The organism is Thalassotalea ganghwensis, assembly GCF_053485795.1.
Map to the genome: position 1 here is coordinate 1 of NZ_JBQRUM010000003.1, position 23,825 is coordinate 23,825.

Below are 23,825 nucleotides of genomic sequence, written 5' to 3' on the forward strand. Positions count from 1 at the left end.
GGAGCTTTAAGCTCCCTAAAGGGTCGTTGGAGACTACAACGTTGATAGGTCAGGTGTGGAAGTGCTGTGAGGCATTGAGCTAACTGATACTAATTGCCCGTGAGGCTTAACCATACAACACCCAAGTGGTTTTATAAGTGTTGTCTGACAAATTGGTCGAACCCACCATCCGTGGTTATGTTCGACACTAGTGCATCCTTGCACGTCGCGTACTTAATGAATTGAATTAGATATATCGCTTTCCGAATTATTACTTACCTTGAAGTTTCAAGTTAAGTAAACGTTTTTGTCTAGCGACAATAGCACTGTGGTACCACCTGATCCCATTCCGAACTCAGAAGTGAAACGCAGTCGCGCCGATGGTAGTGTGGGAGTTCCCATGTGAGAGTAGGTCATCGCTAGACTCCTATTTAGAAACCACCCGATACAATTGTGTCGGGTTTTTTCGCCCCTGTGGAGGGGTTCCCGAGTGGCCAAAGGGATCAGACTGTAAATCTGACGGCTCAGCCTTCGGTGGTTCGAATCCACCTCCCTCCACCATCCTTTTCTTCTTAAATTAATCTTCTAAACCGTGTGTGTGAAAAGCCAACAAGCTTTCATATTTACTCTTTAATTTTAAATACCGTAGGTACGATTCACTTTCTTGTGAAAGGTTTTTAAAACCATCGATAAGTACTTTTGCTTGTCTTAAATCCTCTATTCTTTTCTGATCGTGCTCAAAAGAGACTAATAGTACCTGCAATAAGTTGAGCTTAATGCCAATATGATTTGGAAAGTAAACAAGCGCTTGGTTTAACTTATCAATAGCAAGTACATAGTGACCTGCATTGTATAAGCTCGTGCCTAATGCTAAAGCACTTTGCGCGGCAGCTTTATCCGCTTCACTAACAGGTTGTTCAAATAGCTCCGCTATTCTCGATAATACTTCAATATTGTCAGGGTTCTGCTCAGAAAGTTGCTTTAATAATTGTTTGGCTGTTTCTATTTTATGTAGTGCTATCAGAGAACGAGCGATGGTAAAGGAGCCTTCAATCGATATGTTGTCGTCGATTTTATTCAGTAACCTCTCAGCATCACTTAAACTTGAGCGTGCTAGCGCTGTATCATTAACTAACCTATGTAATCTAGTTGACAATAAGTTGGTTATAACCCTTAGCTCTGGTTGATGATAAACGCGATTCATTTCTGCCATGACGTCAAACGCTTTTAAATTTAATCGACGCTTTTGTGGCTCATTTAGATCCTTACTGTATTTTAATAATGCTTCGACAAACTGTATTGAGTTATATGAGTCTTTATGAACAGAGTGGTGCGAGAGTTCATTAGTTTTTGAGAATGCTTTCGTTGCCTTTGCCAATTGGTTTGTATCGAGACATAGCTGCGCATAGTCTTTAAGACGCTTAACTGATCGAGGAGAAACGAGCAAAGCTTGTTCAAGTATTTGTTCAGCTTTTTCTTCTTGATGATTTGCTTTATAGGTTCTTGCTAACCAGTCATAAGCAGATAAATAAAGTGGATTATCGTCAATTACCGCTTGAAATAGTTTCTCAGCTTCCTCAAATTTATTCTCTATCAAGGCAATTTTACCTAAACCTAAGGCAGCCCATTGACAATTGGTTGATCCAAAGTACGTTTGATAAATACGTTTTGCCTTATCATATTCTTTTAATTGGAAATATTGTCGTGACTTTATGCCAAGACATTCGTGCTTATAAGCGGTATTTGCTTTAATTGCGCGATCACACAGATGAATGACTTTATGATGATTACCTTCATCTAATGCACAATAAATTTCATGCATAGCAACTTTCTTATCAAAACAACGCGATAGCCTTACACTCAAATCTTTTAATGTATAAGGTTTAACTAAATATTCATCTGGTTTATGTTCTAATGCAGCCAATACCATGGCTTGTGATATCTCTGCGGTGATCATTACAACAATACATTGGCGTGATATTAATTGTTTCGCACGAAGCTCTTCTAATAGTTGCTGACCATTTTTTCTATTATCCCCAAGATCGTAACCCAGTAAAATGACGTCATAACGATTATTTTCACATAGTTGAAGGATATCAGCGGGATGATGATTGGTATCGACATGCTTTACACCCAAGCTATAACTGAATATCTTTAGTACGTCACGTGATTGCTTAATGCTATCAATGACTAAAAACTTTTTGTGTTCATAATCGAGTGTCACCATTTAATCCCTTGGTCGTTTAACTCTTTGCCTAGATAGCACTTTACCACTATTATTATGATGTTAGTACGAAATAAACAAAGCGCGAGCTATTTTCATACTATCCAAAGCAATGGCTTTGATTATATTGTGATCAGGTTTACTATGTCATTATCCGAGTAAAAACATTAGCGGCTGTATATATGCAAAAAATTCTTTTGATTGAAGATGACAGTGTTGTTTCGTTAACGATAAAAGCTCAGTTAGAAAATGAGGGATTTGAAGTGACACAAGTGTTCAATGGGTCCGCAGCGCTTCGTAAAGTTATTTCAGTCAATCCTGATGTCATTTTACTAGATATTGGATTGCCAGATAAGAATGGTTATGACATTTGCCGAGAACTAAGACAATTCTTTCAAGGGGGGATCGTTTTTCTCACGGGTCATGAGAATCCTGAAGCGGAAGTAGCTTGCTTTGGTTTGGGAGCGGATGATTTTGTGCCTAAAAGTGCGCCTTTTAAAGTACTTCATGAGCGCATCAAGCGATTAGGTTATCGTCCAAAAGAGCGCAGTAACTCTCAAGAGTTAAGCTTTGGTGATTTACAATTTGTTCCCACTAAATTCGATTGTATTTATCAAGGACAAGCAATTGGTTTAACGCAAGAAGAATACGAACTTTTTTATTTTATAGCCCTACAGCATGGCAATGTCGTTTCTCGGCAAATGATATTAAAAGTACTAAAAGGTTCTGACTACGACGGTGTCGACCGCTCTATTGATATTAAAATTGCAAGGATTCGAAATAAAGTTAAAAAAGTAGGGCTTGACCCTAGTATTATTCAATCAATACGCTCTAAAGGTTATAGCTTTCATTTCGAATAGCCCTTGAGATGCCTAACTAAAGTTCATTGTTTCAAACCGTACTATACTGTATGCTTCACCGCCCATCGTAACAGTATCAGAAGAATATCATTATATGGCTTTTTCCCAATTAGGTTTGTCATCCCTCATTGTTAAGGCGATTACCGATAAAGGTTATCTAAGGCCTTCACCAATACAGGAAAAAGCAATTCCTGCCATCCTCTCCGGTCGAGATGTTATGGCTGCCGCGCAAACCGGTACTGGTAAAACAGCAGGCTTTACGTTACCTATCTTAGAAATGCTATCGAAAGGTAAACCAGCCGGTGCTAACCGAACCAGAACGTTAATTTTAACACCAACAAGAGAGCTAGCAGCACAAATTGCTGATAATGTAGAAACTTACGCCAGTGGTTTGAAAATACGATCAAATGTCGTTTTTGGTGGCGTAAAAATTAATCCGCAAATGATGAAGTTGCGCTCTGGTAGCGATATTTTGGTCGCTACACCCGGTAGATTATTAGATCTTTATCATCAGAACGCGATTAAATTTGATCAGTTGGAAGTACTGGTTCTCGATGAAGCTGATCGTATGTTGGATATGGGCTTTATCAGAGATATTAAAAAAATTATCGCCTTACTGCCCAAGCAGCGTCAAAATCTTTTATTTTCTGCGACTTTTTCACCGGATATAAGAGCATTAGCAAGAGATTTTGTCTATCAACCAATTGAAATATCGGTGAGCCAAGAAAACTCTGCTGCTCGAACGATTAAGCAATCGGTGATCCCAGTTGATAAAAAGAAAAAATCAACGCTATTGAGTTTTTTGATTTTAGAAAATAACTGGCAACAAGTACTGGTCTTTACCAAGACTAAACATGGAGCTAATAGGCTGACTAGAGAGCTCGACGCTCAAGGTATTCAAGCAGCAGCTATTCACGGTAACAAAAGCCAGGGTGCGCGCACTAAAGCCCTAGCTGAATTCAAAGAAGGTAAAATAAAAGTGCTGGTGGCAACTGATATAGCGGCTCGAGGGCTCGATATTGACCAGTTACCGCAAGTAGTTAACTTTGAATTGCCCAATGTTTCTGAGGATTATGTTCATCGCATTGGAAGAACGGGACGAGCAGGAGCCGATGGCTTTGCGGTTTCCTTAGTTTGTGCGGATGAGCATAAGTTATTAGAAGATATTGAGTACGTTATTCAACAACATATTCCTCGACGAATTGAACCTGGATTTCAACCTGTTAATGAGCTCCCGCCCTCAAGAGAAATTCGACCTTTAAAGAAAAAGAAACCGAAAAAGCCAAAAAAAACAAAGCCTGAAAACACTGAGCATAAAAATGGGCAACGTTCTGGTGAAGTAAGTAGAGGCCATAAACCAACCAGTAAAAACAAGCAGCATGTTGTGAAAGGCAAAAAGGCACCTAGTAATAACCAAGTTAATACTTCGGCTAAACCTCGTAAAAACAGATAGCCGCAAGCATCGTTGAAATAATTACTATTGGCAGAGGGCGAGGCTAAAATTAGTTATTGTACATTTTCAGCTATCTGATAACTTGCATCGCTATAGTAGTCGATGGGTATTGTTATCTCGAAAACAAAATGACAAATTAACATTGATAAGGAGATTGTCATTAAATTAGTGACTAAATTGGCCTGCGTAGTTTTTGTAATATCACTCATTAGCAGTTGCTCTAAGGATAATCAATTGTCAAAAAACACAACGCAACAAATAGAAAAAGAAGTCATGCATGCGTTCAATGGTTTAGTCGAAGCCTCCAGCGCTTTAGATATGCAACGCTATTTTGACTACTTTGACCAAGAAAAATTCGTTGGCTTAAGCGCTAATGGCATTAATTGGAATTCAATTGATGATCTAAAAGCGTTAATCGAGCCAAGTTTTGCCATGGTCGATAAAATAGAGTCATTAACCTTCACTAACGTTCAGATATCGGTGATTGATAGCAATACGGTGATATTGGTGAATGAATATGAGCAAAGCGTCGTCCTGGCATCTGGTGACAAGGTTAAAGGTGCAGGAGGTGGTACACAAGTGTGGTCGAAGGCATCAGGTAGTTGGAAGCTTGTCAGCGTTTCTGCAAGCAATAAGTCAACGTGACCATTGACTTTATCGATAATGAAATAGTAGTTATTTTAATCAGATCAAGCTCGGTCATTAATCTCAATGTTGACTAACTTCTCGATAAAAAGGTTTTTGCTACTTTCGCTATTATTCAATTTACCACCGATATTGGCGATTACCCAAGTATCCCTTCTTTTTCTTCCTATGCTTTTATGGGTAAATATTCCCGTTTTATATACGGGGATAGCAAGTTTAATGGGCACAACGCACTTTAAAATTGCAGAGTTTGGCGCAATGCCACTAACGATAACAGCCTATATCGTGGTCGTCGCTATTTGGCTGGTGCTAGCGGCAATAATTACCTTGTTGATAGGTCGATTTAAACGATAACCATGTAAATTCGCCTACAGATGCTAGGCAGAAAAAGGGCGTCATACATTGTTCTGTGCAGAGCGCTTTTTTTGGTTATCTTCGTTTACTATTCACTAACCATTTATCGAGATTATTGGCAAAAGCTTGTTTGTCGCTTTGACTAAGCGGTGCAACGCCGCCAGTTTCTATACCACTAGAGCGCAAGGTATCCATAAAGTCACGTATATTCAGCCGCTGTTTAATATTGCTTTCGGTATACAGTTCACCTCTAGGATTTAAAGCGGTAGCATTTATAGCGACTACCTCTGCTGCCAAAGGTATATCGCTCGTGATGACAAGATCATTGGCATTACACCGTTTAACAATTTCATTATCGGCAATGTCGAAACCAGCACTCACTTGAACAAACTTAATCACTTTTGAAGGCGGTATACGCATTGGGTGATTAGCAATTAACGTTGTTTCAGTGGCAGTGCGTTCGGCTGCACGGAATATAATTTCTTTAATTGCGACCGGACAAGCATCGGCATCTACCCATATTTTCATAATGTAAAACAATTACTCGACTAATTTGCAACTAATGGTAATGTACTCTTAATATAAAGTGAACTCCGTTTTGATAAGAGTCGAAGTCATGAGTAAACCACAAAGAGATATTACGTTACGTTTTTTAGCAGAGCCTCAAGATGTTAATTTTGGCGGTAAGGTGCATGGTGGCGCGGTAATGAAATGGATTGACTTAGCTGCCTATGCTTGTGCGGCAGGATGGAGCGGACGTTATTGTGTAACTGCTTACGCAGGGGGAATAAAGTTTGTTGCCCCCATTCATGTAGGCAGCTTGGTTGAAGTTGAAGCTAAGGTAATTTATACAGGGAACTCTTCAATGCATATCGCATTAGAAGTGAATGCATGTGATCCTAAGTCATTAAATCGTCGCAAAACAACGCATTGTATTGTCATAATGGTGGCGGTTGATGAGACGGGTCATAAGGTATCTATTCCTGAATGGATACCCGAGAGTGCAGAAGATAAAAAACAACACGACAGTGCTGTAAAACTCATGGCGATGAGAAAGCAAATAAGTGAAGAAATGCAAGTGTTTGCAAGTTAATAGGTGGTATTTTGATCGAGCTCACGGAAAAAGAAGTAGAAGAACTAGCGAATTTGTCAGAAGAAAAAAGAACCGAGTATTTTTTTACCGAAGTAATCAAATGCAATCAGTTGTGGATCTTGGTCGATGAGCATGGCAGTGTCATGCTAAATAGTGATGAAGGCGACTGTATTCCGGTTTGGCCCAACAAAGAATTAGCGCAACTATGGGCAAATGAAGAATGGCAAGCTTGTCAACCCCACGCGATTAAATTGAAAGAGTGGTTGCATCGCTGGACGAGTGGCTTAGTCGGTGATGATATATCAGTAATAGTCTTTCCTAACGACTCCCTCACGGGCAAGATTTATGATCCAGAGTACATCGCTAAAAAGTTAACCCCAATAAGTTTAAAGCAATAAGCCACCTCTTGTTGACGAAGACGTTCTGTTCGATTTCGAAAATGGACTAAGTTTAACGGGTTTTAACACAGATCGTGTTTGGACTCTTTATTGTCTATCTTATTGATAATTATAAGTTTACTTTAAGGTTCTCCCGTTGGTATAAGCTTTGCTATGTTTCTCTCCATAGTTAATCAATAACATTTACAAGAGAGTTATGATGCGTATTATTCGTTTTATTACCTTAGTTATATGCGTAGTTGGCTTATCAGTTAATACCCGTGCGTATGCAAAGACACTGACGTCGACATTTGCTAAGGCGTCTTTTGAATACCAAGTGATATTACCTGATGATTACACTGCCAATAATCATAATTATCCATTGTTGCTCATTTTAGATGGCCAAAATTATGGTGAGCTAGTTGGTAAAAACGCCACATTTTTAGCTGATGTAGGCGATATTCCTGCCCATGTTATTGTTTCGCTGAACGTCGTTGATAGGTTAAAGCATTATACACCGACAGACTCTGTTCATTGGGTTGGCGATGGTGGAGGACCACAATTTTATCAGTTTATCGAACGGGAACTTCTACCTAAACTAAATCAAGAATATCGCTTGTCCGAAATCAAAGTACTTTGGGGGCATTCAGCTGCTGGCTTATATACGATGTATGCCTTCTTACAAGGTGATTCAGCATTTAATGCGTTTTTGGTTAATGATGGGTCATTAGATTGGGACAATCATTATGTAGTAAATGCATTGAAAACTGGGTTAGACAAGGCACGTAAAAAGCCTACCTTTCTTTATATTAATCACAGTTTTCTTGACCCAAATGCACCCCAAGAATACCGCTATATCGAACCAATTTTATCTGTCTTAGCAACCAATCAAGATGAGCTACTTACAACAAAGTATCAAGCGATGCCTAATGAAACACACGGCACTATTCCATTAATGGGGAGTATTGATGGATTAAGAGCGCTATATCAAGGGTATCGTATTCCAGAGCAGGTTATTTTTTCAGGCTTAAAGGCTGTGAAGCATTATTTTCAAGCACATAAAAATGCTATTGGCGCTCGAGACTATATTCCTGTTGAAGTTATTGAACAGACTGGCTTAGTAACCTTGTTTTCAGATCCTAAAGCATCAGTAAAGACATTTGAATATGGTTTAACCCTCTATCCACATTCGATTAATTTGCATGAATTTTTAGCCGATGCCTATGTTAATTCAGGTGAGACAAAACAAGCAAAGCGGGTTTTGTCTAAGGGCATCACTTTAGCAGAAAAAATAGATAGTGCTAGAGCAAAAGCATTAAGCGCTAAACTACATCAACTAGCAGCCTCTCAATAAGAGATTTAGCTTGAACTTCGGCGCGAATTAATTGGCCAGGTCATGATGATTTTAGCGCCGCCTTGTTCAAGATTATTAATCGTAAATGAGCCTAAGTGATTTTGAACGATTTCGGCACATAAACTTAAACCTATGCCAGAGCCGTGACTTTTAGTGGTATAAAAAGGCGTTAATGCATTATCTAAATTTGCAAAGCCTGGCCCGTTGTCAATAAATTCTATCGTTTGTTGATCATTATCAATTGATAAAATTATCCTAATTTTTGTTTCGACATCTATGTTGGCTTCATCAGCATTTTTTATTAGGTTGATCAACACTTGAGCGATTTGAGTCTCATCACCATAAGCATGCTTTTCACCTAAGCATTGTATTGAAACCGCCTCTTCTTTAACTATAGATGTCGCATCGTCAACAATTTCTTTGAAAACGAACCAATCAGGATGTGGTTTGGGGAGCTGTGCCAACTGTTGATATTGCTGAATAAAATCAAGTAGTCGTTTGCTACGCTGGTTAATCCGGGTTAATACTTGTCGGGTTTGTTCAGTGTCTAAGGTCTGACAAGACAATAAGGTTTCTGTCATCGAAGCCATCGGAGTTAAGGAGTTACGCAATTCGTGACTTAATACTCGAATCAGATTTCTACGTGTAAGGCTTTGTTTTTTATTGATAAGGTGACTATTGTTGATGGCTGCAACAAACCGATACTGGCTCTGTTGCCAATTTAATTTGACCAACTGACATTGCCAGTCGTCGTTAAAACTAGGGTGAGTGATTTCGTGCTCAGTTTCACTAAAACCGAGTGTATGAATGTCGCTACCGATAATCATTGGTTGTTTCAGTTGCTCATGCATCGCTTTATTGCGGTAAACAAGCGAATCGCTTTGGTCAAAAACAGCAACGGGAACAACCCACGCATGGATAATTTGATGAAGAACTTCAGAGATAGGTTGTTCTATTTCCGTATTTTTCTTTTTGGCTAATGCGGTTATTTCATTTAATAGCTCTCCAACTAAACTGTTTTGATGATTGGGCTTAAAACGAATGTTGACGTCGCCTTCTTTAAGCATTTGGGTATAACTAGTTAACTGACGGATCGTTTGTTGCCAAAAATTATAGCCTTTCCATGCCAACCAAATCAGAGGATATGAGCTTAAAAATAATAGGGTTGATACAATTAACCAGCTTGAGCTTATTGACCAAGATAACAGTCCCAGTAATGTTAAAATGACAATGACATTGATGGAGAGCAATACTATTATTTTTCTTTCATCACGCATTATTATGACTCGTAATGAATGTTAAATTTATCTAGGCGGCGATAAAGCGCGTTTCTGGAAATATCGAGCAGCGCGGCGGCTTGAGTTACTGAGCCTTGGCTTTGTTGTAGTGCTTTTTCGATTAATTGGCGTTCAGCTTTCTCTAAAGGTTGCACTAGAATGCCTTGTTCATGATGGCTACCGTGCTCAATAAGTAGGTGCTCAGGTAGCAACTGTGTGGTTGTCGACATTAACACAGAGCGCTCTATCACATGACTGAGTTCTCTAACGTTACCTGGCCACGTGTGTTGCAGCAATTTGTTAATAGCGGCTTTGCTTAACGTTAACGCTGATTTGCTATATTTTTTACAGTGCTTATTAATAAAATGCTCAGCCAGCAATGGAATATCTTCTAATCGGTCTCTTAATGCCGGCATCTCAATAACCAGTGTGTTTAATCGATAGAGTAAATCTTGTCTAAAGTCACCGTCTTGTACCATTTTATTTAGATTGGCATTGGTTGCACTAATGATACGGGTATCGGCCACTTGCGTGTTGCTGGTGCCTAAAACTTCATACTCACCGGTTTCTAAAACTCGTAATAACTTGGGCTGTAATGTAAACGGCAGTGAACCTATTTCATCAAGAAATAAGGTGCCTTGTTGTGCTAATTGAAATCGACCGGTTCTATTTTGTTTCGCATCGGTAAAAGCGCCTTTTTGGTGACCAAACAACTCACTTTCAAATAAGTTTTCAGGAATGGTTGCCATGTTTAGTGAAATAAAAGGTTTGTCTTGTCGTTTTGAGAGTCGATGAATACGTTGGGCAAGCAAAGATTTACCGGTACCATTTTCACCAAGCACCAAAATGTTGGCATCAGTTGGAGCAACTTGCATGATCAGTTGTTCTATATTTTGCATTTTCGCTGACGTTGCTATCCACTCCAGTGGCGATTCTTGATGACTCAATAACTGTTGGTAGCCAGAGTGCTCTTTGCGGATTTGTTGATAATTTATGTGCTGTTGGATGCGATTAATCAAACTTTCATTGTGCCATGGTTTTTCAATAAAATCGCAAGCACCTTGCTTTAAACCTTCCACGGCAAGGTCGACGCTTGCCCATGCTGTCATTAATATCACTGGGATTTGGCTATCTTGTAACTGTTGTAATATCGCTAAACCTTCTTGTCCACTGGTGGTATCACGATCAAAGTTCATGTCCAGTAAGATGAGATGTGGCTGATGGCGTTGAGCGTAGATCAAGGTTTCTTTGGCATCAGAAGCTTCAAGGGTATGATAACCATGTTTACCTAAAAGTAGTGAAAGCGCTAAGCGAATATCTTCATCATCATCAGCAATTAGTATGGTTGCTTGATGTTTTGTATTACTCAATTAATAATCTCCAAATACAAAAAGTGACTGAATACCAAGTGATTTAACCATTAACTCACTTGGTATTAAATGATTACATTGGCTATAGTTGCAAATTCAGTCGAAATGTAAAGCCACTTTCTCGTTTTATTATTCGTCTCTTAACGTTTGCATTGGATCACGTCGAATAATTTGCCATGCAGGCCATAATATTGCCAAACTAACCACTGCAACTAACGAAATATTTAAGCTGATGATCGCTGACCATTTAAACGGAGGTAATGCTGTCATATAGGCTTGAATATAGTCATAGCTAAATACAGATAAGATAAAACCAAAACCAAGTCCTAATGCTGTCAACCAGCTAGCATGAACAAATAATAATTTCAGTAATCTAGCTTGTGATGCACCTGTTGCCATGCGAATCGCCAGTTCATGTTTGCGATGATTAGTCGTCATTTGTGTTAAACCACCAACACCAATGATTGCTAGAACCGTGGTAAGTAAGGCCATAGCAATAACCATATACAAACTGGTGCGCTGTCTAAGCGTTTGAGTACTCCATAACTCGTTTAACGTTTCCGACTTTATTTCAGTGATTCGTGGAAAGCGTTGTTGAATTTTTTGCTGTAAGGCCATGTCGTCAATGGCAATATCGTCAGGCATTTTAAAAGTAAAGCTTAACAACTGACGAAAACTCTCATAAGGTCGATAAATAATCGGCGTTTTCTTATCCATTTGATGTCCAGCGGTAGTTTTTATCGTCGGGGCAACTCCAACTACTTTATAGCTTCGTTCATTACCAAGCTTAAGCTCTTTACCGATAGTTTCCTGTATGCTTAACTCAGGGAAAAAGACTTGTGCAGCAATTTCGTCAATGACTACGATCTGCTCTTGGCTTTCAATCATCGCTTGGGTGATATTACTACCAGCCAATAAATCAATGCCAAATTTATCAAAAAAGCCAGGCATTGTGCGCTTATAACTTAGCATCACTTGTTGTTCTGGATCATCAGGATGAGTAGTGACGCTGAAACTCATTCGGTAAGTTAGCGGGCCATCAGTGGCAATTACAAATTCGCTATCAGGTAATTCTTGGCTTAGTAACGCGGTAATTTCTTCCTCGACACTTTTTATTTCACTGGTGTAATAGTTGTCAAAATCGGCGAGCTGTTCAACCCATTGTTCATCATCGATACGCATACTAATGTGGCGAGTATCGTTGATTTCGTAGCCCAAATCTTGATAAACCAAGTGATAGCTTTTAAACGCCAACATGGTTGCAGCTGTCAGCAGTACGCTAGCGATAGCTAATTGCAAAATCATTAGTCCCTTGCTGATTGCTTCATTGGCTTGTCCTTTTGTGCCTTTACCGCTGCTGTTAAGGTTTTCCATCAACGACTTTTTATTAATATCGACAAGACTTAAGCTACTAAATAACACATTTAACACAAGGATGATGGCGATGGCAGCTAAGACGACATAAATATCAAGAGAGATCTGGTCAACCATAGGGAGATTGTTACCAGAAATAACGGGCAGCATTTTAATTATCCACCCTGCAGCCAAAATACCTGTAATGGTGGCTATCATCATGCTCGGCAGATTTTCAATAAAAATAAGACTGCGTAATTTGTTTTGGGTCGCCCCCATGCTTAGTTGAACGCCAAACTCTTTGGTTCGTCCTTGGTAATGAGCGATAAATAAGTTAAGCAAATTTAAACATGCCATTACCAGTAAACCGACAACGGCAATCAGTAAAATGACGATCAGCTCACTAGTATCGCCTAAAATACTGTCTCGATAGGATTTACTTTCTATACGCGCTTCTAAGTTATTTAGGAAATCCATAAACGGCTGTATCGCTTCACTTGGCGCTTTATTTTGAATAAAGTCTCGTTGCCATTGTTTAATGGTATCTTTGCTCGGTATTTGCGTATTCGCTTGATTGGCGCGAAACAATAGGTGGGGTAAGACTGAGGCAATATTCGTAGTTTCGGCTTTATCTAAGTATTGAGTAAGGTTTTCGATGAACCATATTTGTTCAGTAAGAATTGGCTCATGGCTATCCACCGACATCAAATCTTCAATTACCCCAGCTACAACATAGGTTTGACCATTGATATCAATAGGGCTATCAATCGCTGAACTTAGGCCGGCAAATTGTTGTTGCCATAAGCTGTTGGAGATCCAGATGAGCTTGCTTGGGTCTTCAACGTTTAATGCGCGACCTTTGATTAGTTTTGTGCCTAGTACATCGAGAATATTATCTGAGGCGTTAAATGAGGTGACCGCAAGGTTGATGTCATTAATGTTAATCTTGCTTTGAGTAGCATTTATGCCGGCCCATTGCCCTAATTCATTAAAAGCTTGGTTAAAATTCGCTAAACGGGTGAAATCCCAATAAGAAATATACATCTGCTCATTGAATTGAAAATCTAGCGATAAGGTGTATAAATTATCTTCATCACGAATACCTTCTAGTGGCTTTAACATCAAGGCGCTAACAATGGCGATGACACTTAAGACCGCACCTAAGGTTAACCCTAAACTCGTGATAAGTGGCAGGCTTAAGCGTGGCAAGGTAAAAACCTTGGCTATACCCGCTAAGAAAAACTTCTTGAAAAGTCTCATGCCGCCCCCTGAAGTTGTTGCTCAGTGATAATTTTGCCATCGAGTAATTGAATTTGGCGACTAGCGCAGCGAGAGTAACGACTGTCATGGGTAACCATTACAATGGTAGCTCCCTCTTTATTGAGTTGCGTTAATAGCGCCATGACTTGGTCGCCATTTTTACTGTCTAGGTTACCTGTAGGCTCATCTACCAAGATTAAATCTGGATTACCAACCAGTGCGCGGGCAATAGCAACACGTTGCTGCTGTCCACCAGACAGCTGGGTCGGTTTATATGCACTGCGAGAAGACATGTCGACCTGTTCAAGTACTTGATCGACACGTTGTTTGATTTCGCTGGCTTTGCAATTACGATGCTCTAGCGGTAGCGCAACATTTTCAAAGACTGTTAAATTATCAATTAGGTTAAAGGATTGAAAAACAAAACCAATATGCTGATTTCTGATATGGGTACGTTGGTCTACTTTTAAGCCATGCGTATTGATGTCAGTTAACTGATACTCGCCTTCATCTGCTGTATCCATTAACCCCATAATCGATAAAAGTGTCGATTTACCGCAACCAGAAGGGCCGGTAATAGCGACAAACTCGCCTTGGTTGATGGTTAATGAAATCCCTTGTAAAGCATGGGTTTCGATTTGCTGTCCTTGATAATGCTTGTGAATATTGTTCATGGTAACGAGTTGCTTCATCTTAAGCTCCTTAATAGCGAAGTTCGATGCGGTTGAATTGTGAAAAGGCATCCATGTTATTGGTTACTAGTTGGCTGCCTTGAGTTAATCCTTGTTCAACAAGGATTTTGTTGTTTGATAGATCGCCGAAAGTAATATCGACTCTCTCTAAGGTGTCTTGATTCGTTTGAACAAAAGCCGAGGTTTTACTTCGTGGTCTTATACCTGGCGCTTGAGATATATACAGTGCTTGTGGCTGATGCTCGACAAATATTTGTGCAGAAATACCGAGAGAGGGACGAGCATTAGAAGTGAGCTCTCCAGACAGTGTTGCTTCAGCAAGTACTGAGCCCTCGGTGACAATACTTTCAATTCTAGCGATATTGCCATGAATAATGCCTTTGGTGGTATTTATCGCAACTGCCGCGCCTAAGTCAATTTTATCGGCCTGGTATTGTGGGATCCGGAGTTTAGCAATTAATTCTTTGTCACTGCCGACTTTCGCTATCGTTTGGCCAAGACCTACTTGTTCACCTAACTCAATAGCCAGAGACTGCAATGTACCTTCAATATCGGCTTTCACTTGCATATCATCAAGTTGTTGTTGCAACATGCCCACTTTTGCTTGTTGTTGCTCAATGGCGATATTACGTTGAGTTAATTGATAGCTTTGCATTTCAACGAATTGCTTATATTTCTCTCTTTCAAAGCTTAAGCGCTTTGTTTGTTGCTTCACGGCAAGTTCAGCTCGTTGTAATTCGATTTTGGAAGCGACCCCTAAGTTTTGGAGATTATTGTTTACTGATAACTCCAATTGCGCTTTTTCGAGTTCTGCTTCGATATCAGCAATGCGACTCTGATAATTTAATCGTTCATTTTGTTGTTCATATTGAAACGCTTGTAATTGTGCGTTGAGGTTAGCCAGTTGTCCTTTTGCATCAACTACTTCTTGTTCTAATTGAGGATTGGTTAATACAGCGATAATTGAATCTGGTGTCACTTTGGTACCTGGCCTGATTAAGATAGCAGAAACCTTTCCTTGTGCGGGTGCTGTTAATAAACGCTCACTTGCAGAGGCGAGCTCACCATAAGCGTTGGCGTAAATATCGAGAGGGCCTTGCTTCACCGTTTGTAGCTGAATTTCACTAGCGTTTATTTGAGCCGTTGAACGGCTACTCGCAGCTAAACCTGCATAAGCAAGCAATAACACAAATAGGCTAGCGAATAGCCAAAGTTTAATCGGACGTTTTTTGGTTAATTCAATTTTCATAAAGCACAACTCGTTAATGATAACGTATGGTGACTATGAAAATTCTGTACCAATACCGATTAATGTATATTTTTTAAAGGGTTAGGTGTTTTGGGGATAAAAATGTACACGAATGCTGTTCGGTTACAAGACATCATGTTTTATAACCGAACATTAAAAACCTTAGCGGGTATTAGTCTAACGTTAATAAGTAATTGATCAGCTCTTTGTATTCAGCTAAAAAGTTTTGCTGATCTAATGCGCGAGAATTAATCACATATTTTCCGTTAACAACGAAGGTAGGTACGCTTTTTACGTAACGACCTTTAGATAAGACGTCTTGGATTTTTTTATTACGCTTGGCTTCACCGACAACCGCGAAACTTTTCATCCCTTTATCAAATTTTTCGCCGTCGCCGCCGACCGAAACGTAAATTGCTTTTAAGTCGTCTTGAGATGAAATTGCTTTACGTTCTGTTTGTAAATAATTAAATACTGCAGGCCCAAAAGCTTTCGCTAATCCAGTTTTCTCAGCGACAATATGAGCCGTGCTGATCATCAATTGAATATCAGATGAGGTATGCTGCATAAAGTCTACGTGGGTCTTTTTAAATACGGCATTTTCTGGAAGGGTGTCTTTAATTTCTGGTAAATACGCTTCAAAGCCACGACATGCCGGACAATAATAAGAGAAATACTCACGTACTTCAGCTTTGTTAGTTTTTTGTGTAGGGGCTACAGAATAATGCTTTCCTTCTTCCCATTTTGCTGCTGAAGCGGAAAGTGGTAATAAAACAATGGCACATAAGGCTAGTAAATATTTCTTCATAAAATTAAACTCTTATCGTTATTTTTAACAAATTACTGTGGCTCATGATATCACTAAAATTAAGATTAGGTAACAGAGTCGACAGATAAGACCGTCTACTTCAACTTTTGTTTTACGGTAATTGTAAAAGTTCGTTTCAACTTTATCCTAAGTTCTTTATAGTGAACCTAAGCTGAATTAAAGCTGAACAAAAAGATCTCTACCCAAATGAAAACAAAAGTCATTGATGATTTTGGTTACTTCACCATACTCGGTTGTTTGATAAAACGCCGACGTTTGCCTTTGTCGGGCTTTAAACCGGTAAGTTATCGGTTTAATGATCTCACGGTGAACAGTAAACAAGTCGCTGAATTTAAATCGATGTTTCAATGCCCTGAACTACCTTGTAGCTATTTGTATGTTGCTGCGCAGCGCTACTTAGCTTTCTTGTTTGTTAATAGTGAAATTCCAAGCCGTTTATTGGGGCTAATTCATTTAAGTACGAGCTATCAACAATATGCTCGACATCTTTGGGAGCAGTCATTTGACCTCGAGGTTGTATTAACTGGCTATCATCAGGATGAAAAAGGGATCTATTATCATCTTGAGATCAACGCCTACCAAAACAATGCAAAAACGCTAACTAGCAAAAATATCGTTTTAGACAAAAGTCGTTCATACCGCTCAAAACGAACTAAGCGTAAAAAACAACAAGTAGACGATGTTCAGGTCATCGAATCTGCTAAGTTGATTAAAGGACTGGCGAGGCATTATGCCAAGGTATCTGGAGATTATAATCCGATTCATTTAAGTGATCGACTAGCAAAAGTTTTTGGAATGCGCTGTGCTGTTATGCATGGTATGTACAATGTTCATTGGTTATTAACTCAACCTGATTTGCGTAAGCTCAGTAGTGGTAAACTTATCACGGTGAAGTTCAATCGACCTTGTTATTTGCCTACAACGGCGGCTCTTGTGCGAAAGAGAGATGTCGCCAATCAGTATAGTTTGTTTAATGACGATTTTTCTCAGCAATATTTGACACTAATGCTTACCTAAAAGTTGTCGCGCATCACAATAGATTACATTATAACGGTACTAGAACAGAGGAGAGTTATTATGCGAAGCCATGAAATAGATTACGAAATAATTGGTCATTCAATGCAAATGGTCGAGGTAGAGTTAGATCAAGGTGAAACCGTCATCGCAGAAGCTGGCGCGATGAACTATATGGAAGATGGCATTACGTTTGAGACTAAAATGGGCGACGGCTCTGATGCTAATCAAGGGTTGATGGGAAAATTATTCTCAGCTGGAAAACGTGCATTGACGGGCGAGTCTGTTTTTATGACCCATTTTACCAATCAAGATTATGGTAAAAAACGCGTTGCTTTTGCTGCACCTTTCCCTGGTTCGATTATGCCGGTAGATCTGATGCAAGTGGGCGGCGAAATAACCTGTCAAAAAGATGCTTTCTTATGTGCTGCTTTGGGCACAAAAATCGATATTGCTTTTAATAAACGCCTTGGTAGTGGATTTTTTGGTGGTGAGGGTTTTATTCTTCAAAAACTACAAGGTGATGGAAAAGCGTTTTTACATGCTGGCGGCACTGTCATTGAAAAACAGCTCAATGGTGAAACCTTGCGCGTTGATACGGGGTGTTTAGTCGCATTTAGCCAGGGAATTCAATACGACATTGAATTAACCTCAGGCTTAAAAAGCATGTTTTTTGGTGGCGAAGGCTTTTTCCTAGCGACATTATCAGGTCATGGTAAAGTATGGTTGCAAAGTTTACCGTTTTCACGATTAGCTGATCGCATTATTGAACATGCTCCAAAAATAAGTGGTAGTCGCCAAGGGGAATCATAACGTATGTTCGCAGTAATATTCAGGGCAAAGGTTGGTCAGCAAGACGCCGCGTATAGCGAAACGGTTAAGACGATGCGTCAACTCGCTTTTGAAAAGTATGGCTGTATTGACTTTATTGCTGTTACAGAGGGGCTGGATGAGATCGCAATTTCTTACTGGGAAAGTGAACAAGCGATCAAAGATTGGCGCAATGACGTAGACCATCAAGTTGCTCAAAAGTTTGGTAAAAATAAGTGGTATCAGTCTTATCAAGTAGAAGTAGCTGAAATCAAGCGCTCTTATGCAACAGAACGTACTGAATAGCAAAGTATCTTAAACAATAACGATAAAAAGGCTCTCTATTGTTGGTTAGAGAGCCCATATCAATTTACGCTGCGTTTTGTGTTTGTTGTTCTTCGCTTCGAATGAGGTAATCAAATGCTGAAAGGCTAGCAGTTGCGCCACTACCCATGGCAATGATGATCTGTTTATAAGCACAATCTGTCACGTCCCCGGCTGCAAAAACGCCAGACATTGATGTCTCTCCCTTGGCTGATACGCTGATCTCTCCTCGAGCACTCAGCTCAATCGTGTCTTTTAACCATTCGCTATTCGGTATTAACCCTATTTGAACAAAAATACCCGCTAGCTCAACATGATGTTCTGTACCAGTGATACGATCGTTGTAGCGTAAACCATTGACTTTCTGGCCGTCACCAAGCACTTCGGTAGTTTGTGCATTGGTGATGATCGTAATATTATTCATCGATTTTGCTTTACGCTGTAACACCTCATCGGCTCGAAGTTTACTGTCAAATTCTAAAACGGTGACGTGCTCAACAATACCTGCAAGATCTATGGCAGCCTCTATGCCTGAATTGCCACCGCCAATCACCGCAACTTTTTTGCCCTTAAATAATGGCCCGTCACAATGTGGGCAATAAGCGACGCCTGCGCCCTTATATTTGTCTTCACCAGGGACATTCATCTGACGCCAACGTGCGCCGGTTGCAACGATAACACTTTTACTTTGTATTGAAGCGCCATTGTCTAATTCAATGTTTACAAGGTTATCACGACTGAGCTTAGTCGCTTTTAATCCGGTCATGATATCGACGTCATAATCATTGACGTGCGCCTCTAAATGCGAGACAAGCTTTGGACCTTCGGTTGCTTTAACCGAGATAAAATTCTCAATGCCAACAGTATCAAGTACCTGACCACCAAATTTATCAGCAACAATACCAGTTCTGATGCCTTTGCGAGCCGCGTAAATAGCCGCCGACGCTCCTGCAGGTCCACCGCCAACAATCAGCACGTCGAAAGCTTCTTTTTGATTAATTTTCTCTGCTTGTTTCTTATCAGCGTTTTTATCGACTTTCTTTAAAATATCAGCAAGTGTCATGCGGCCTTGACTAAATAGCTCACCGTTTAAATAAACACTTGGCACTGCCATGACATTTCGATCCGCTACTTCTTTTTCGAATAACGCACCGTCAATCATGGTATTTTTAATATTGGGATTAATAGCTGCCATCATGTTTAGTGCTTGGACAACATCAGGACAATTCTGACAACTAAGTGAAATATAGGTGTCGAATTCAAACTGACCCTGTAGATTTTTGATCTGTTCTATTTCGTCATTCGAAATTTTTATTGGGTGACCACCGGTATGCAACAGTGCCAACACTAATGAGCTGAATTCATGTCCCATCGGCACCCCAGCAAATCGAATGGTAGTACCATTTTCACCACTTACCTCTAGTGACGGAACTCGAATATTTTCAGCTGCGTTATTTTCGACCGAAATAAAGTCAGACAGCTCGGCAATTTGCTCTGCAAGCGCCGAGAGTTCTTTTGATTTATCTGTTTCATCTAAGGCTATACGCAAAGTAATCGGAGCCTTAACATTTGTTAGGTAACTTTTTAGTTGGTCGATAATTTGTTGAGAAATCATGTCTACTCCTTAATCAATACCTTAAATGAAGAAGAGCGCTGCGGCTAAGCAGCGCAAATGCGATTTAGATTTTGCCAACCAAATCTAAAGAAGGAGCAAGTGTTTCTTCACCTGGCTGCCATGCCGCCGGACAAACTTCGCCGTCATGTGCTGCAACGTACTGAGCCGCTTGAATTTTACGAACTAATTCTGCTGCGCTACGTCCGATGCCTAAATCGTGGACTTCAGCAACTTTGATTTCACCTTCTGGGTTTACGACAAATGTACCTCGAAGTGCTAAACCATCTTCTTCAATCATTACACCAAAACTGCGGGTAATTTTGCCCGTTGGATCGCCGATCATTGGGAATTTTATCTTGTTGATGGTGTCTGACGTGTCGTGCCACGCTTTGTGAGTAAAGTGTGTATCTGTAGACACTGAGTACACTTCAACACCCATCTCTTGAAGTTTTGCGTAGTGATCCGCCATATCACCTAATTCTGTAGGACATACAAAGGTGAAATCTGCAGGATAAAAGAAGAACACTGCCCATTTGTTGGCAATATCTTCATTTGATACTTCAACAAATTCACCGTTATGAAAAGCGGTTGCGTTAAAAGGTTGAATTTTTGTGTTAATTAATGATTGCGTCATAATGTGCTCCAATTAATGTATATAAGTTTGTTTTGACGATGTAATGATATGGATTATCTTTGTATTAATAAAATTGATTGTATTGATGATGATGTTCTAATAAATAGAATCACAAGATGGCATAGATCTTTCTTGTTTATAAATAGCAAATTACACAGTTATGCTGTTAAAGTAGAAGAGTCATTGACTCCAGTTTTCTAGGAAATCGCCCTAATATGGCTAAAATTCTTGTCATAGATGATCGACCCGATATTCGATTGAGTTTAGTTGTGTTGCTTGAAGCACACGGCTATCAAGTACTTGAAGCCGATAGCCCTCAAGTAGCACAAATGCAATTAAAGCAAGAGGATTGCGCATTAATTTTATTGGATATGAATTATTCGCTTGATACGACATCTGGCGAGGAAGGCATCGCCTTTTTAACATGGCTTAATAAGCAGGAGGTAAATGTTCCGGTAATCGCAATGACGGCATGGTCTAACGTAGATTTAGTGATAAAAGCGATGAAATTGGGCGCAAAGGATTTTGTTGAAAAGCCTTGGCGAAATAAGCAATTACTTCACGCTATTGAACAGCAACTCAATATCCAACGGTTAACCTTACAAAACTCTCAACTGAAGCAATCTGATTCTGCTGATACACCATTTGCTTATCAGTGGTGTTCACAGGCGATGAAAGCTTTATATAAAAAAATTGATGCCATTGCCGACACCGATGTTTGCATATTACTTACTGGTGAGAACGGCACGGGTAAAACTGAATTGGCACGGTATATCCATCAACAGTCCAATCGAAAAAATCAGGGCTTTATTTCGGTCAATATGGGCGCCATTAGCGAATCTTTATTTGAAAGTGAGATGTTTGGTCATAAGAAAGGAGCGTTTACCGACGCCAAGTCTCATCGTATTGGGCGTTACGAGTTAGCGGAGAACGGTTCGTTATTTCTTGATGAAATCGCTAACATACCGATGTCGCAACAAGCTAAAATGCTAAGGGTATTAGAGAGTGGCGAGTATGAAGTGCTCGGCTCTAGCGATACGCAGAGAGCAAGCGCTCGTATCATCTCAGCGACCAATGGCAATATACAAGAATTGATTGAACAAAAGCTATTTAGAGAAGATTTATATTACCGTTTAAATACCATTGAATTTGAACTTCCTCCGTTAAGGGAACGAAAAGAAGACATTATCCCATTGGCAGAGTTTTTTATTGATAAGTTTTGTAAACAATATCACAAACCAATGAAATCTCTAGCTCCAAGTGCTGTATCATCAATCAATGCTTACGGTTGGCCGGGGAATGTTAGGGAAATGAGTCATGTTATCGAACGTGCTGTTTTGCTAAGTGACCAACAGCAGATTGCTTTGCCGGATCTGTCGATAATAGGTTCAAACAAGCAAAGTGAGTCGTTAGAGTCAGGTAGCTTGCCAATGATGACTTTGGCGCAAGCGGAACAATATTTAGTGGAGCAAGCGCTGGAGCAAACCGAGCATAATGTAGCGAAAGCCGCACAGTTGGTAGGGTTGACGAAAGCTTCAATGTATCGGCGTCTAGAGAAATATGGCATTAGTAAAAAGTAAATCACTTGAAGCACACATCATCGTCAAACTGGCATTTCTTTTTGTTTTAATGTCGACCATCATTGCTGCGTTGCTATGGCAAATAGGCGTTGCCTTACACTGGTTGATTATTGTCCTTTTTTCGATGTTTATATATGCTTTTTGGTATATTGTGACATTTAAGCATCAGGTGATGAGGGCGTTTACTCGCGCGATACTTCACGTAGATGCCATATCCCAAGAAGACTACAATCAGTTTAGTAAATCTTCTTTTCAACAAGGTAAAGTAAAGGTATTACATCGACAATTAAGAGTGCTTAGTGAGCGTTTGCAAGAGCAAAAGTCACATTACGATCAGCATGTTTATCTTGTCTATCAACTGATTGGTCAATTGGATTCTCCAATCATTATATTTAATGAAAAACAACAGCTCACCTTTGGAAATGAGGCTTTTTATCATTTGTTTAGCCAGCCGTGGCAGATGTTTCGTTATGCTTCTGCATCATTACTAGGTCTTGAATACCAAGATCAAACTTGGCAATTAATGGATAAAGATAAACGCGCGAAGTGGCAGATACGTCATAGCGAGTTTATTAATGAAGGTGAGACACATCAATTGCTCGTTTTTATCAATATTGAACCCGCATTGAGAGAACAACAGTTGCAGGCTTGGCAGCAAATAATTCGAGTGCTTAGCCATGAAATAAGAAACTCACTGACTCCTGTGTCCTCTATGGCGGAAACATTAGCGGATAAAAGCCAAGATCAGAGAGACAAACAAATTCTTGAGGTTATTACCGAACGTTGTTTGCATCTTCAATCTTTTGTTGATCGCTATACATCGTTATCAAGAAGTTTGCCGATAAATTGTCAATGGTTATCAGTTAAACATATGACAAAGGCGTTGCAAAAGCTTTTTAAAGATATCGAGATTAAGGTCACCTCATCGGTGGAAGAAATATGGGCAGATAGAGAGTTTTTTGAACAAGTACTAATCAACCTTGTTAAAAATGCTCAAGAAGCAAAAGCGAAACGTATCGTTATTGATTGCGCTAAACAAGATCAATTCTATGTTATTGAGGTTTGTGATGATGGCCAAGGTTTTTCAAACTTACAAAATGCATTTGTGCCCCTGTATACGACAAAACAAAATGGTCAGGGAATAGGGTTAAGTTTTTGCCGAAATGTTGTTGAACAACACCAAGGTATTATGGAAATACACAACAACGATGAAAAAGGGGTGACTGTAGTGGTGGTACTGCCAACGCCTGGCAAGACTAATAAAAACAAGGGAAGTTCGGAATTGAACTAGTCAAAAGTTTCAAAATCGGACGAATGTTGCAATCTTTTTGGCTGTAAAAACTAACGATGGTGTTACTTATTAAAGTTGCAATATCCAGATCAAACTTGTCGTCAATGCAAAGTTAAAACTACGGAAATTTTTATTTAATCATTGTAATGGATAATAGAGTCTTTCTATTTTTTTACGACTAATGCTAG

Annotated in this window: 22 protein-coding genes, 1 tRNA gene and 2 rRNA genes; 15 read left to right on the plus strand and 10 right to left on the minus strand. The window is 39.6% G+C overall.

Features of this window, described 5'->3' with window-relative positions; translation table 11 throughout:
- The 3 genes from ACSLUH_RS03585 to ACSLUH_RS03595 all read left to right on the plus strand — a co-directional run.
- Nucleotides 1–114 (plus strand): 23S ribosomal RNA (locus ACSLUH_RS03585); the annotation flags it as partial.
- A 175-nt stretch (nucleotides 115–289) separates the two neighbouring features.
- Nucleotides 290–404: ribosomal RNA gene (gene rrf / locus ACSLUH_RS03590) — 5S ribosomal RNA — on the plus strand.
- Between the two features lie 51 nt (nucleotides 405–455).
- Nucleotides 456–540 (plus strand) — tRNA-Tyr (locus ACSLUH_RS03595).
- A gap of 16 nt (nucleotides 541–556) precedes the next feature.
- On the opposite strand, the gene ACSLUH_RS03600 is transcribed toward ACSLUH_RS03595, so the two are convergent.
- Nucleotides 557–2,206 carry a tetratricopeptide repeat protein gene (locus tag ACSLUH_RS03600; protein WP_448564686.1) on the minus strand — a complete coding sequence of 550 codons (1,650 nt, stop codon included), beginning with the start codon at nucleotides 2,204–2,206 and terminating at the stop codon, nucleotides 557–559.
- A gap of 179 nt (nucleotides 2,207–2,385) precedes the next feature.
- Between ACSLUH_RS03600 and ACSLUH_RS03605 the strand changes: the two genes are divergently transcribed.
- The 4 genes from ACSLUH_RS03605 (at nucleotide 2,386) to ACSLUH_RS03620 (ending at nucleotide 5,515) form a co-directional block, all read left to right on the plus strand.
- The gene (locus tag ACSLUH_RS03605) at nucleotides 2,386–3,063 is read left to right on the plus strand and encodes a response regulator transcription factor (protein WP_448564688.1); all 678 of its coding nucleotides are present in this window, start codon (nucleotides 2,386–2,388) and stop codon (nucleotides 3,061–3,063) included.
- A gap of 94 nt (nucleotides 3,064–3,157) precedes the next feature.
- Nucleotides 3,158–4,516, plus strand: a complete 1,359-nt coding sequence (locus ACSLUH_RS03610) for a DEAD/DEAH box helicase (protein ID WP_448564690.1) — start codon at nucleotides 3,158–3,160, stop codon at nucleotides 4,514–4,516.
- Between the two features lie 234 nt (nucleotides 4,517–4,750).
- Nucleotides 4,751–5,161, plus strand: a complete 411-nt coding sequence (locus ACSLUH_RS03615; protein WP_448564692.1) for a nuclear transport factor 2 family protein — start codon at nucleotides 4,751–4,753, stop codon at nucleotides 5,159–5,161.
- A 66-nt stretch (nucleotides 5,162–5,227) separates the two neighbouring features.
- On the plus strand, nucleotides 5,228–5,515 hold the full coding sequence (locus ACSLUH_RS03620) for a hypothetical protein (protein WP_448564694.1): 288 nt from the start codon (nucleotides 5,228–5,230) through the stop codon (nucleotides 5,513–5,515).
- Nucleotides 5,516–5,590: 75 nt separating this feature from the next.
- Here the strand turns inward: ACSLUH_RS03620 and ACSLUH_RS03625 are convergent, their stop codons facing one another.
- Nucleotides 5,591–6,043, minus strand: a complete 453-nt coding sequence (locus ACSLUH_RS03625) for a YaiI/YqxD family protein (RefSeq protein WP_448564696.1) — start codon at nucleotides 6,041–6,043, stop codon at nucleotides 5,591–5,593.
- An 88-nt stretch (nucleotides 6,044–6,131) separates the two neighbouring features.
- On the opposite strand from ACSLUH_RS03625, the gene ACSLUH_RS03630 reads away from it, so the two are divergent.
- The 3 genes from ACSLUH_RS03630 (at nucleotide 6,132) to ACSLUH_RS03640 (ending at nucleotide 8,339) form a co-directional block, all read left to right on the plus strand.
- Nucleotides 6,132–6,608, plus strand: a complete 477-nt coding sequence (locus tag ACSLUH_RS03630; protein ID WP_448564698.1) for an acyl-CoA thioesterase — start codon at nucleotides 6,132–6,134, stop codon at nucleotides 6,606–6,608.
- Between the two features lie 11 nt (nucleotides 6,609–6,619).
- On the plus strand, nucleotides 6,620–7,006 hold the full coding sequence (locus tag ACSLUH_RS03635; protein WP_448564700.1) for a DUF2750 domain-containing protein: 387 nt from the start codon (nucleotides 6,620–6,622) through the stop codon (nucleotides 7,004–7,006).
- 196 nt (nucleotides 7,007–7,202) lie between these two features.
- Entirely contained in the window at nucleotides 7,203–8,339 is a 1,137-nt protein-coding gene (locus tag ACSLUH_RS03640) for an alpha/beta hydrolase-fold protein (protein ID WP_448564702.1), read from the plus strand.
- A 5-nt stretch (nucleotides 8,340–8,344) separates the two neighbouring features.
- On the opposite strand, the gene ACSLUH_RS03645 is transcribed toward ACSLUH_RS03640, so the two are convergent.
- The 6 genes from ACSLUH_RS03645 to ACSLUH_RS03670 all read right to left on the minus strand — a co-directional run bounded on the left by ACSLUH_RS03645 (nucleotide 8,345) and on the right by ACSLUH_RS03670 (nucleotide 16,348).
- Entirely contained in the window at nucleotides 8,345–9,616 is a 1,272-nt protein-coding gene (locus tag ACSLUH_RS03645) for a sensor histidine kinase (protein ID WP_448564704.1), read from the minus strand.
- Between the two features lie 2 nt (nucleotides 9,617–9,618).
- Nucleotides 9,619–10,986: a sigma-54-dependent transcriptional regulator gene (locus ACSLUH_RS03650; protein ID WP_448564706.1), complete on the minus strand. Its 1,368-nt coding sequence runs from the start codon at nucleotides 10,984–10,986 to the stop codon at nucleotides 9,619–9,621.
- A 129-nt stretch (nucleotides 10,987–11,115) separates the two neighbouring features.
- Nucleotides 11,116–13,599, minus strand: a complete 2,484-nt coding sequence (locus tag ACSLUH_RS03655) for an ABC transporter permease (RefSeq protein WP_448564708.1) — start codon at nucleotides 13,597–13,599, stop codon at nucleotides 11,116–11,118.
- A complete protein-coding gene (locus tag ACSLUH_RS03660) occupies nucleotides 13,596–14,291 on the minus strand; it encodes an ABC transporter ATP-binding protein (protein WP_448564710.1) in 696 nt (231 codons plus the stop codon). Before ACSLUH_RS03660 ends, ACSLUH_RS03655 begins: the two co-directional genes overlap by 4 nt.
- A gap of 10 nt (nucleotides 14,292–14,301) precedes the next feature.
- The gene (locus ACSLUH_RS03665) at nucleotides 14,302–15,540 is read right to left on the minus strand and encodes an efflux RND transporter periplasmic adaptor subunit (RefSeq protein WP_448564712.1); all 1,239 of its coding nucleotides are present in this window, start codon (nucleotides 15,538–15,540) and stop codon (nucleotides 14,302–14,304) included.
- Between the two features lie 172 nt (nucleotides 15,541–15,712).
- The gene (locus ACSLUH_RS03670; RefSeq protein ID WP_448564714.1) at nucleotides 15,713–16,348 is read right to left on the minus strand and encodes a thiol:disulfide interchange protein DsbA/DsbL; all 636 of its coding nucleotides are present in this window, start codon (nucleotides 16,346–16,348) and stop codon (nucleotides 15,713–15,715) included.
- A gap of 207 nt (nucleotides 16,349–16,555) precedes the next feature.
- Between ACSLUH_RS03670 and ACSLUH_RS03675 the strand changes: the two genes are divergently transcribed.
- The 3 genes from ACSLUH_RS03675 to ACSLUH_RS03685 are packed head-to-tail and all read left to right on the plus strand — an operon-like array spanning nucleotide 16,556 to nucleotide 18,499.
- Nucleotides 16,556–17,386 (plus strand): MaoC/PaaZ C-terminal domain-containing protein, encoded by an 831-nt coding sequence (locus ACSLUH_RS03675; RefSeq protein ID WP_448564716.1) that lies wholly within the window; start codon nucleotides 16,556–16,558, stop codon nucleotides 17,384–17,386.
- Nucleotides 17,387–17,446: 60 nt separating this feature from the next.
- Entirely contained in the window at nucleotides 17,447–18,196 is a 750-nt protein-coding gene (locus tag ACSLUH_RS03680) for a TIGR00266 family protein (RefSeq protein WP_448564718.1), read from the plus strand.
- Between the two features lie 3 nt (nucleotides 18,197–18,199).
- On the plus strand, nucleotides 18,200–18,499 hold the full coding sequence (locus ACSLUH_RS03685) for an antibiotic biosynthesis monooxygenase family protein (protein WP_448564720.1): 300 nt from the start codon (nucleotides 18,200–18,202) through the stop codon (nucleotides 18,497–18,499).
- Nucleotides 18,500–18,563: 64 nt separating this feature from the next.
- Here ACSLUH_RS03685 and ahpF read toward each other — a convergent pair whose 3' ends face one another.
- Nucleotides 18,564–20,132, minus strand: a complete 1,569-nt coding sequence (ahpF, locus tag ACSLUH_RS03690) for an alkyl hydroperoxide reductase subunit F (protein WP_448564722.1) — start codon at nucleotides 20,130–20,132, stop codon at nucleotides 18,564–18,566.
- 64 nt (nucleotides 20,133–20,196) lie between these two features.
- Nucleotides 20,197–20,766 carry an alkyl hydroperoxide reductase subunit C gene (gene ahpC / locus ACSLUH_RS03695; protein ID WP_448564724.1) on the minus strand — a complete coding sequence of 190 codons (570 nt, stop codon included), beginning with the start codon at nucleotides 20,764–20,766 and terminating at the stop codon, nucleotides 20,197–20,199.
- A 215-nt stretch (nucleotides 20,767–20,981) separates the two neighbouring features.
- Here ahpC and ACSLUH_RS03700 point away from each other — a divergent pair, with 215 nt between their 5' ends.
- Together ACSLUH_RS03700 and ACSLUH_RS03705 are read left to right on the plus strand one after the other, a co-directional pair.
- Entirely contained in the window at nucleotides 20,982–22,346 is a 1,365-nt protein-coding gene (locus tag ACSLUH_RS03700; RefSeq protein ID WP_448564726.1) for a sigma-54-dependent transcriptional regulator, read from the plus strand.
- Nucleotides 22,327–23,637, plus strand: a complete 1,311-nt coding sequence (locus tag ACSLUH_RS03705; RefSeq protein WP_448564728.1) for a sensor histidine kinase — start codon at nucleotides 22,327–22,329, stop codon at nucleotides 23,635–23,637. Before ACSLUH_RS03700 ends, ACSLUH_RS03705 begins: the two co-directional genes overlap by 20 nt.
- Nucleotides 23,638–23,825: the final 188 nt, after the last annotated feature.

Coding starts and splice junctions, on each gene's coding strand:
- ACSLUH_RS03660 (WP_448564710.1), bottom strand. CDS start 14,291: ATGAAGCAACTCGTTACCATGAACAATATTCACAAGCATTATCAAGGA.
- ACSLUH_RS03610 (WP_448564690.1), top strand. CDS start 3,158: ATGGCTTTTTCCCAATTAGGTTTGTCATCCCTCATTGTTAAGGCGATT.
- ACSLUH_RS03655 (WP_448564708.1), bottom strand. CDS start 13,599: ATGAGACTTTTCAAGAAGTTTTTCTTAGCGGGTATAGCCAAGGTTTTT.
- ACSLUH_RS03670 (WP_448564714.1), bottom strand. CDS start 16,348: ATGAAGAAATATTTACTAGCCTTATGTGCCATTGTTTTATTACCACTT.
- ahpF (WP_448564722.1), bottom strand. CDS start 20,132: ATGATTTCTCAACAAATTATCGACCAACTAAAAAGTTACCTAACAAAT.
- ACSLUH_RS03700 (WP_448564726.1), top strand. CDS start 20,982: ATGGCTAAAATTCTTGTCATAGATGATCGACCCGATATTCGATTGAGT.
- ACSLUH_RS03605 (WP_448564688.1), top strand. CDS start 2,386: ATGCAAAAAATTCTTTTGATTGAAGATGACAGTGTTGTTTCGTTAACG.
- ACSLUH_RS03705 (WP_448564728.1), top strand. CDS start 22,327: ATGGCATTAGTAAAAAGTAAATCACTTGAAGCACACATCATCGTCAAA.
- ACSLUH_RS03645 (WP_448564704.1), bottom strand. CDS start 9,616: ATGCGTGATGAAAGAAAAATAATAGTATTGCTCTCCATCAATGTCATT.
- ACSLUH_RS03680 (WP_448564718.1), top strand. CDS start 17,447: ATGCGAAGCCATGAAATAGATTACGAAATAATTGGTCATTCAATGCAA.
- ACSLUH_RS03675 (WP_448564716.1), top strand. CDS start 16,556: ATGAAAACAAAAGTCATTGATGATTTTGGTTACTTCACCATACTCGGT.
- ACSLUH_RS03620 (WP_448564694.1), top strand. CDS start 5,228: ATGTTGACTAACTTCTCGATAAAAAGGTTTTTGCTACTTTCGCTATTA.
- ACSLUH_RS03665 (WP_448564712.1), bottom strand. CDS start 15,540: ATGAAAATTGAATTAACCAAAAAACGTCCGATTAAACTTTGGCTATTC.
- ahpC (WP_448564724.1), bottom strand. CDS start 20,766: ATGACGCAATCATTAATTAACACAAAAATTCAACCTTTTAACGCAACC.
- ACSLUH_RS03600 (WP_448564686.1), bottom strand. CDS start 2,206: ATGGTGACACTCGATTATGAACACAAAAAGTTTTTAGTCATTGATAGC.
- ACSLUH_RS03630 (WP_448564698.1), top strand. CDS start 6,132: ATGAGTAAACCACAAAGAGATATTACGTTACGTTTTTTAGCAGAGCCT.
- ACSLUH_RS03625 (WP_448564696.1), bottom strand. CDS start 6,043: ATGAAAATATGGGTAGATGCCGATGCTTGTCCGGTCGCAATTAAAGAA.
- ACSLUH_RS03685 (WP_448564720.1), top strand. CDS start 18,200: ATGTTCGCAGTAATATTCAGGGCAAAGGTTGGTCAGCAAGACGCCGCG.
- ACSLUH_RS03640 (WP_448564702.1), top strand. CDS start 7,203: ATGATGCGTATTATTCGTTTTATTACCTTAGTTATATGCGTAGTTGGC.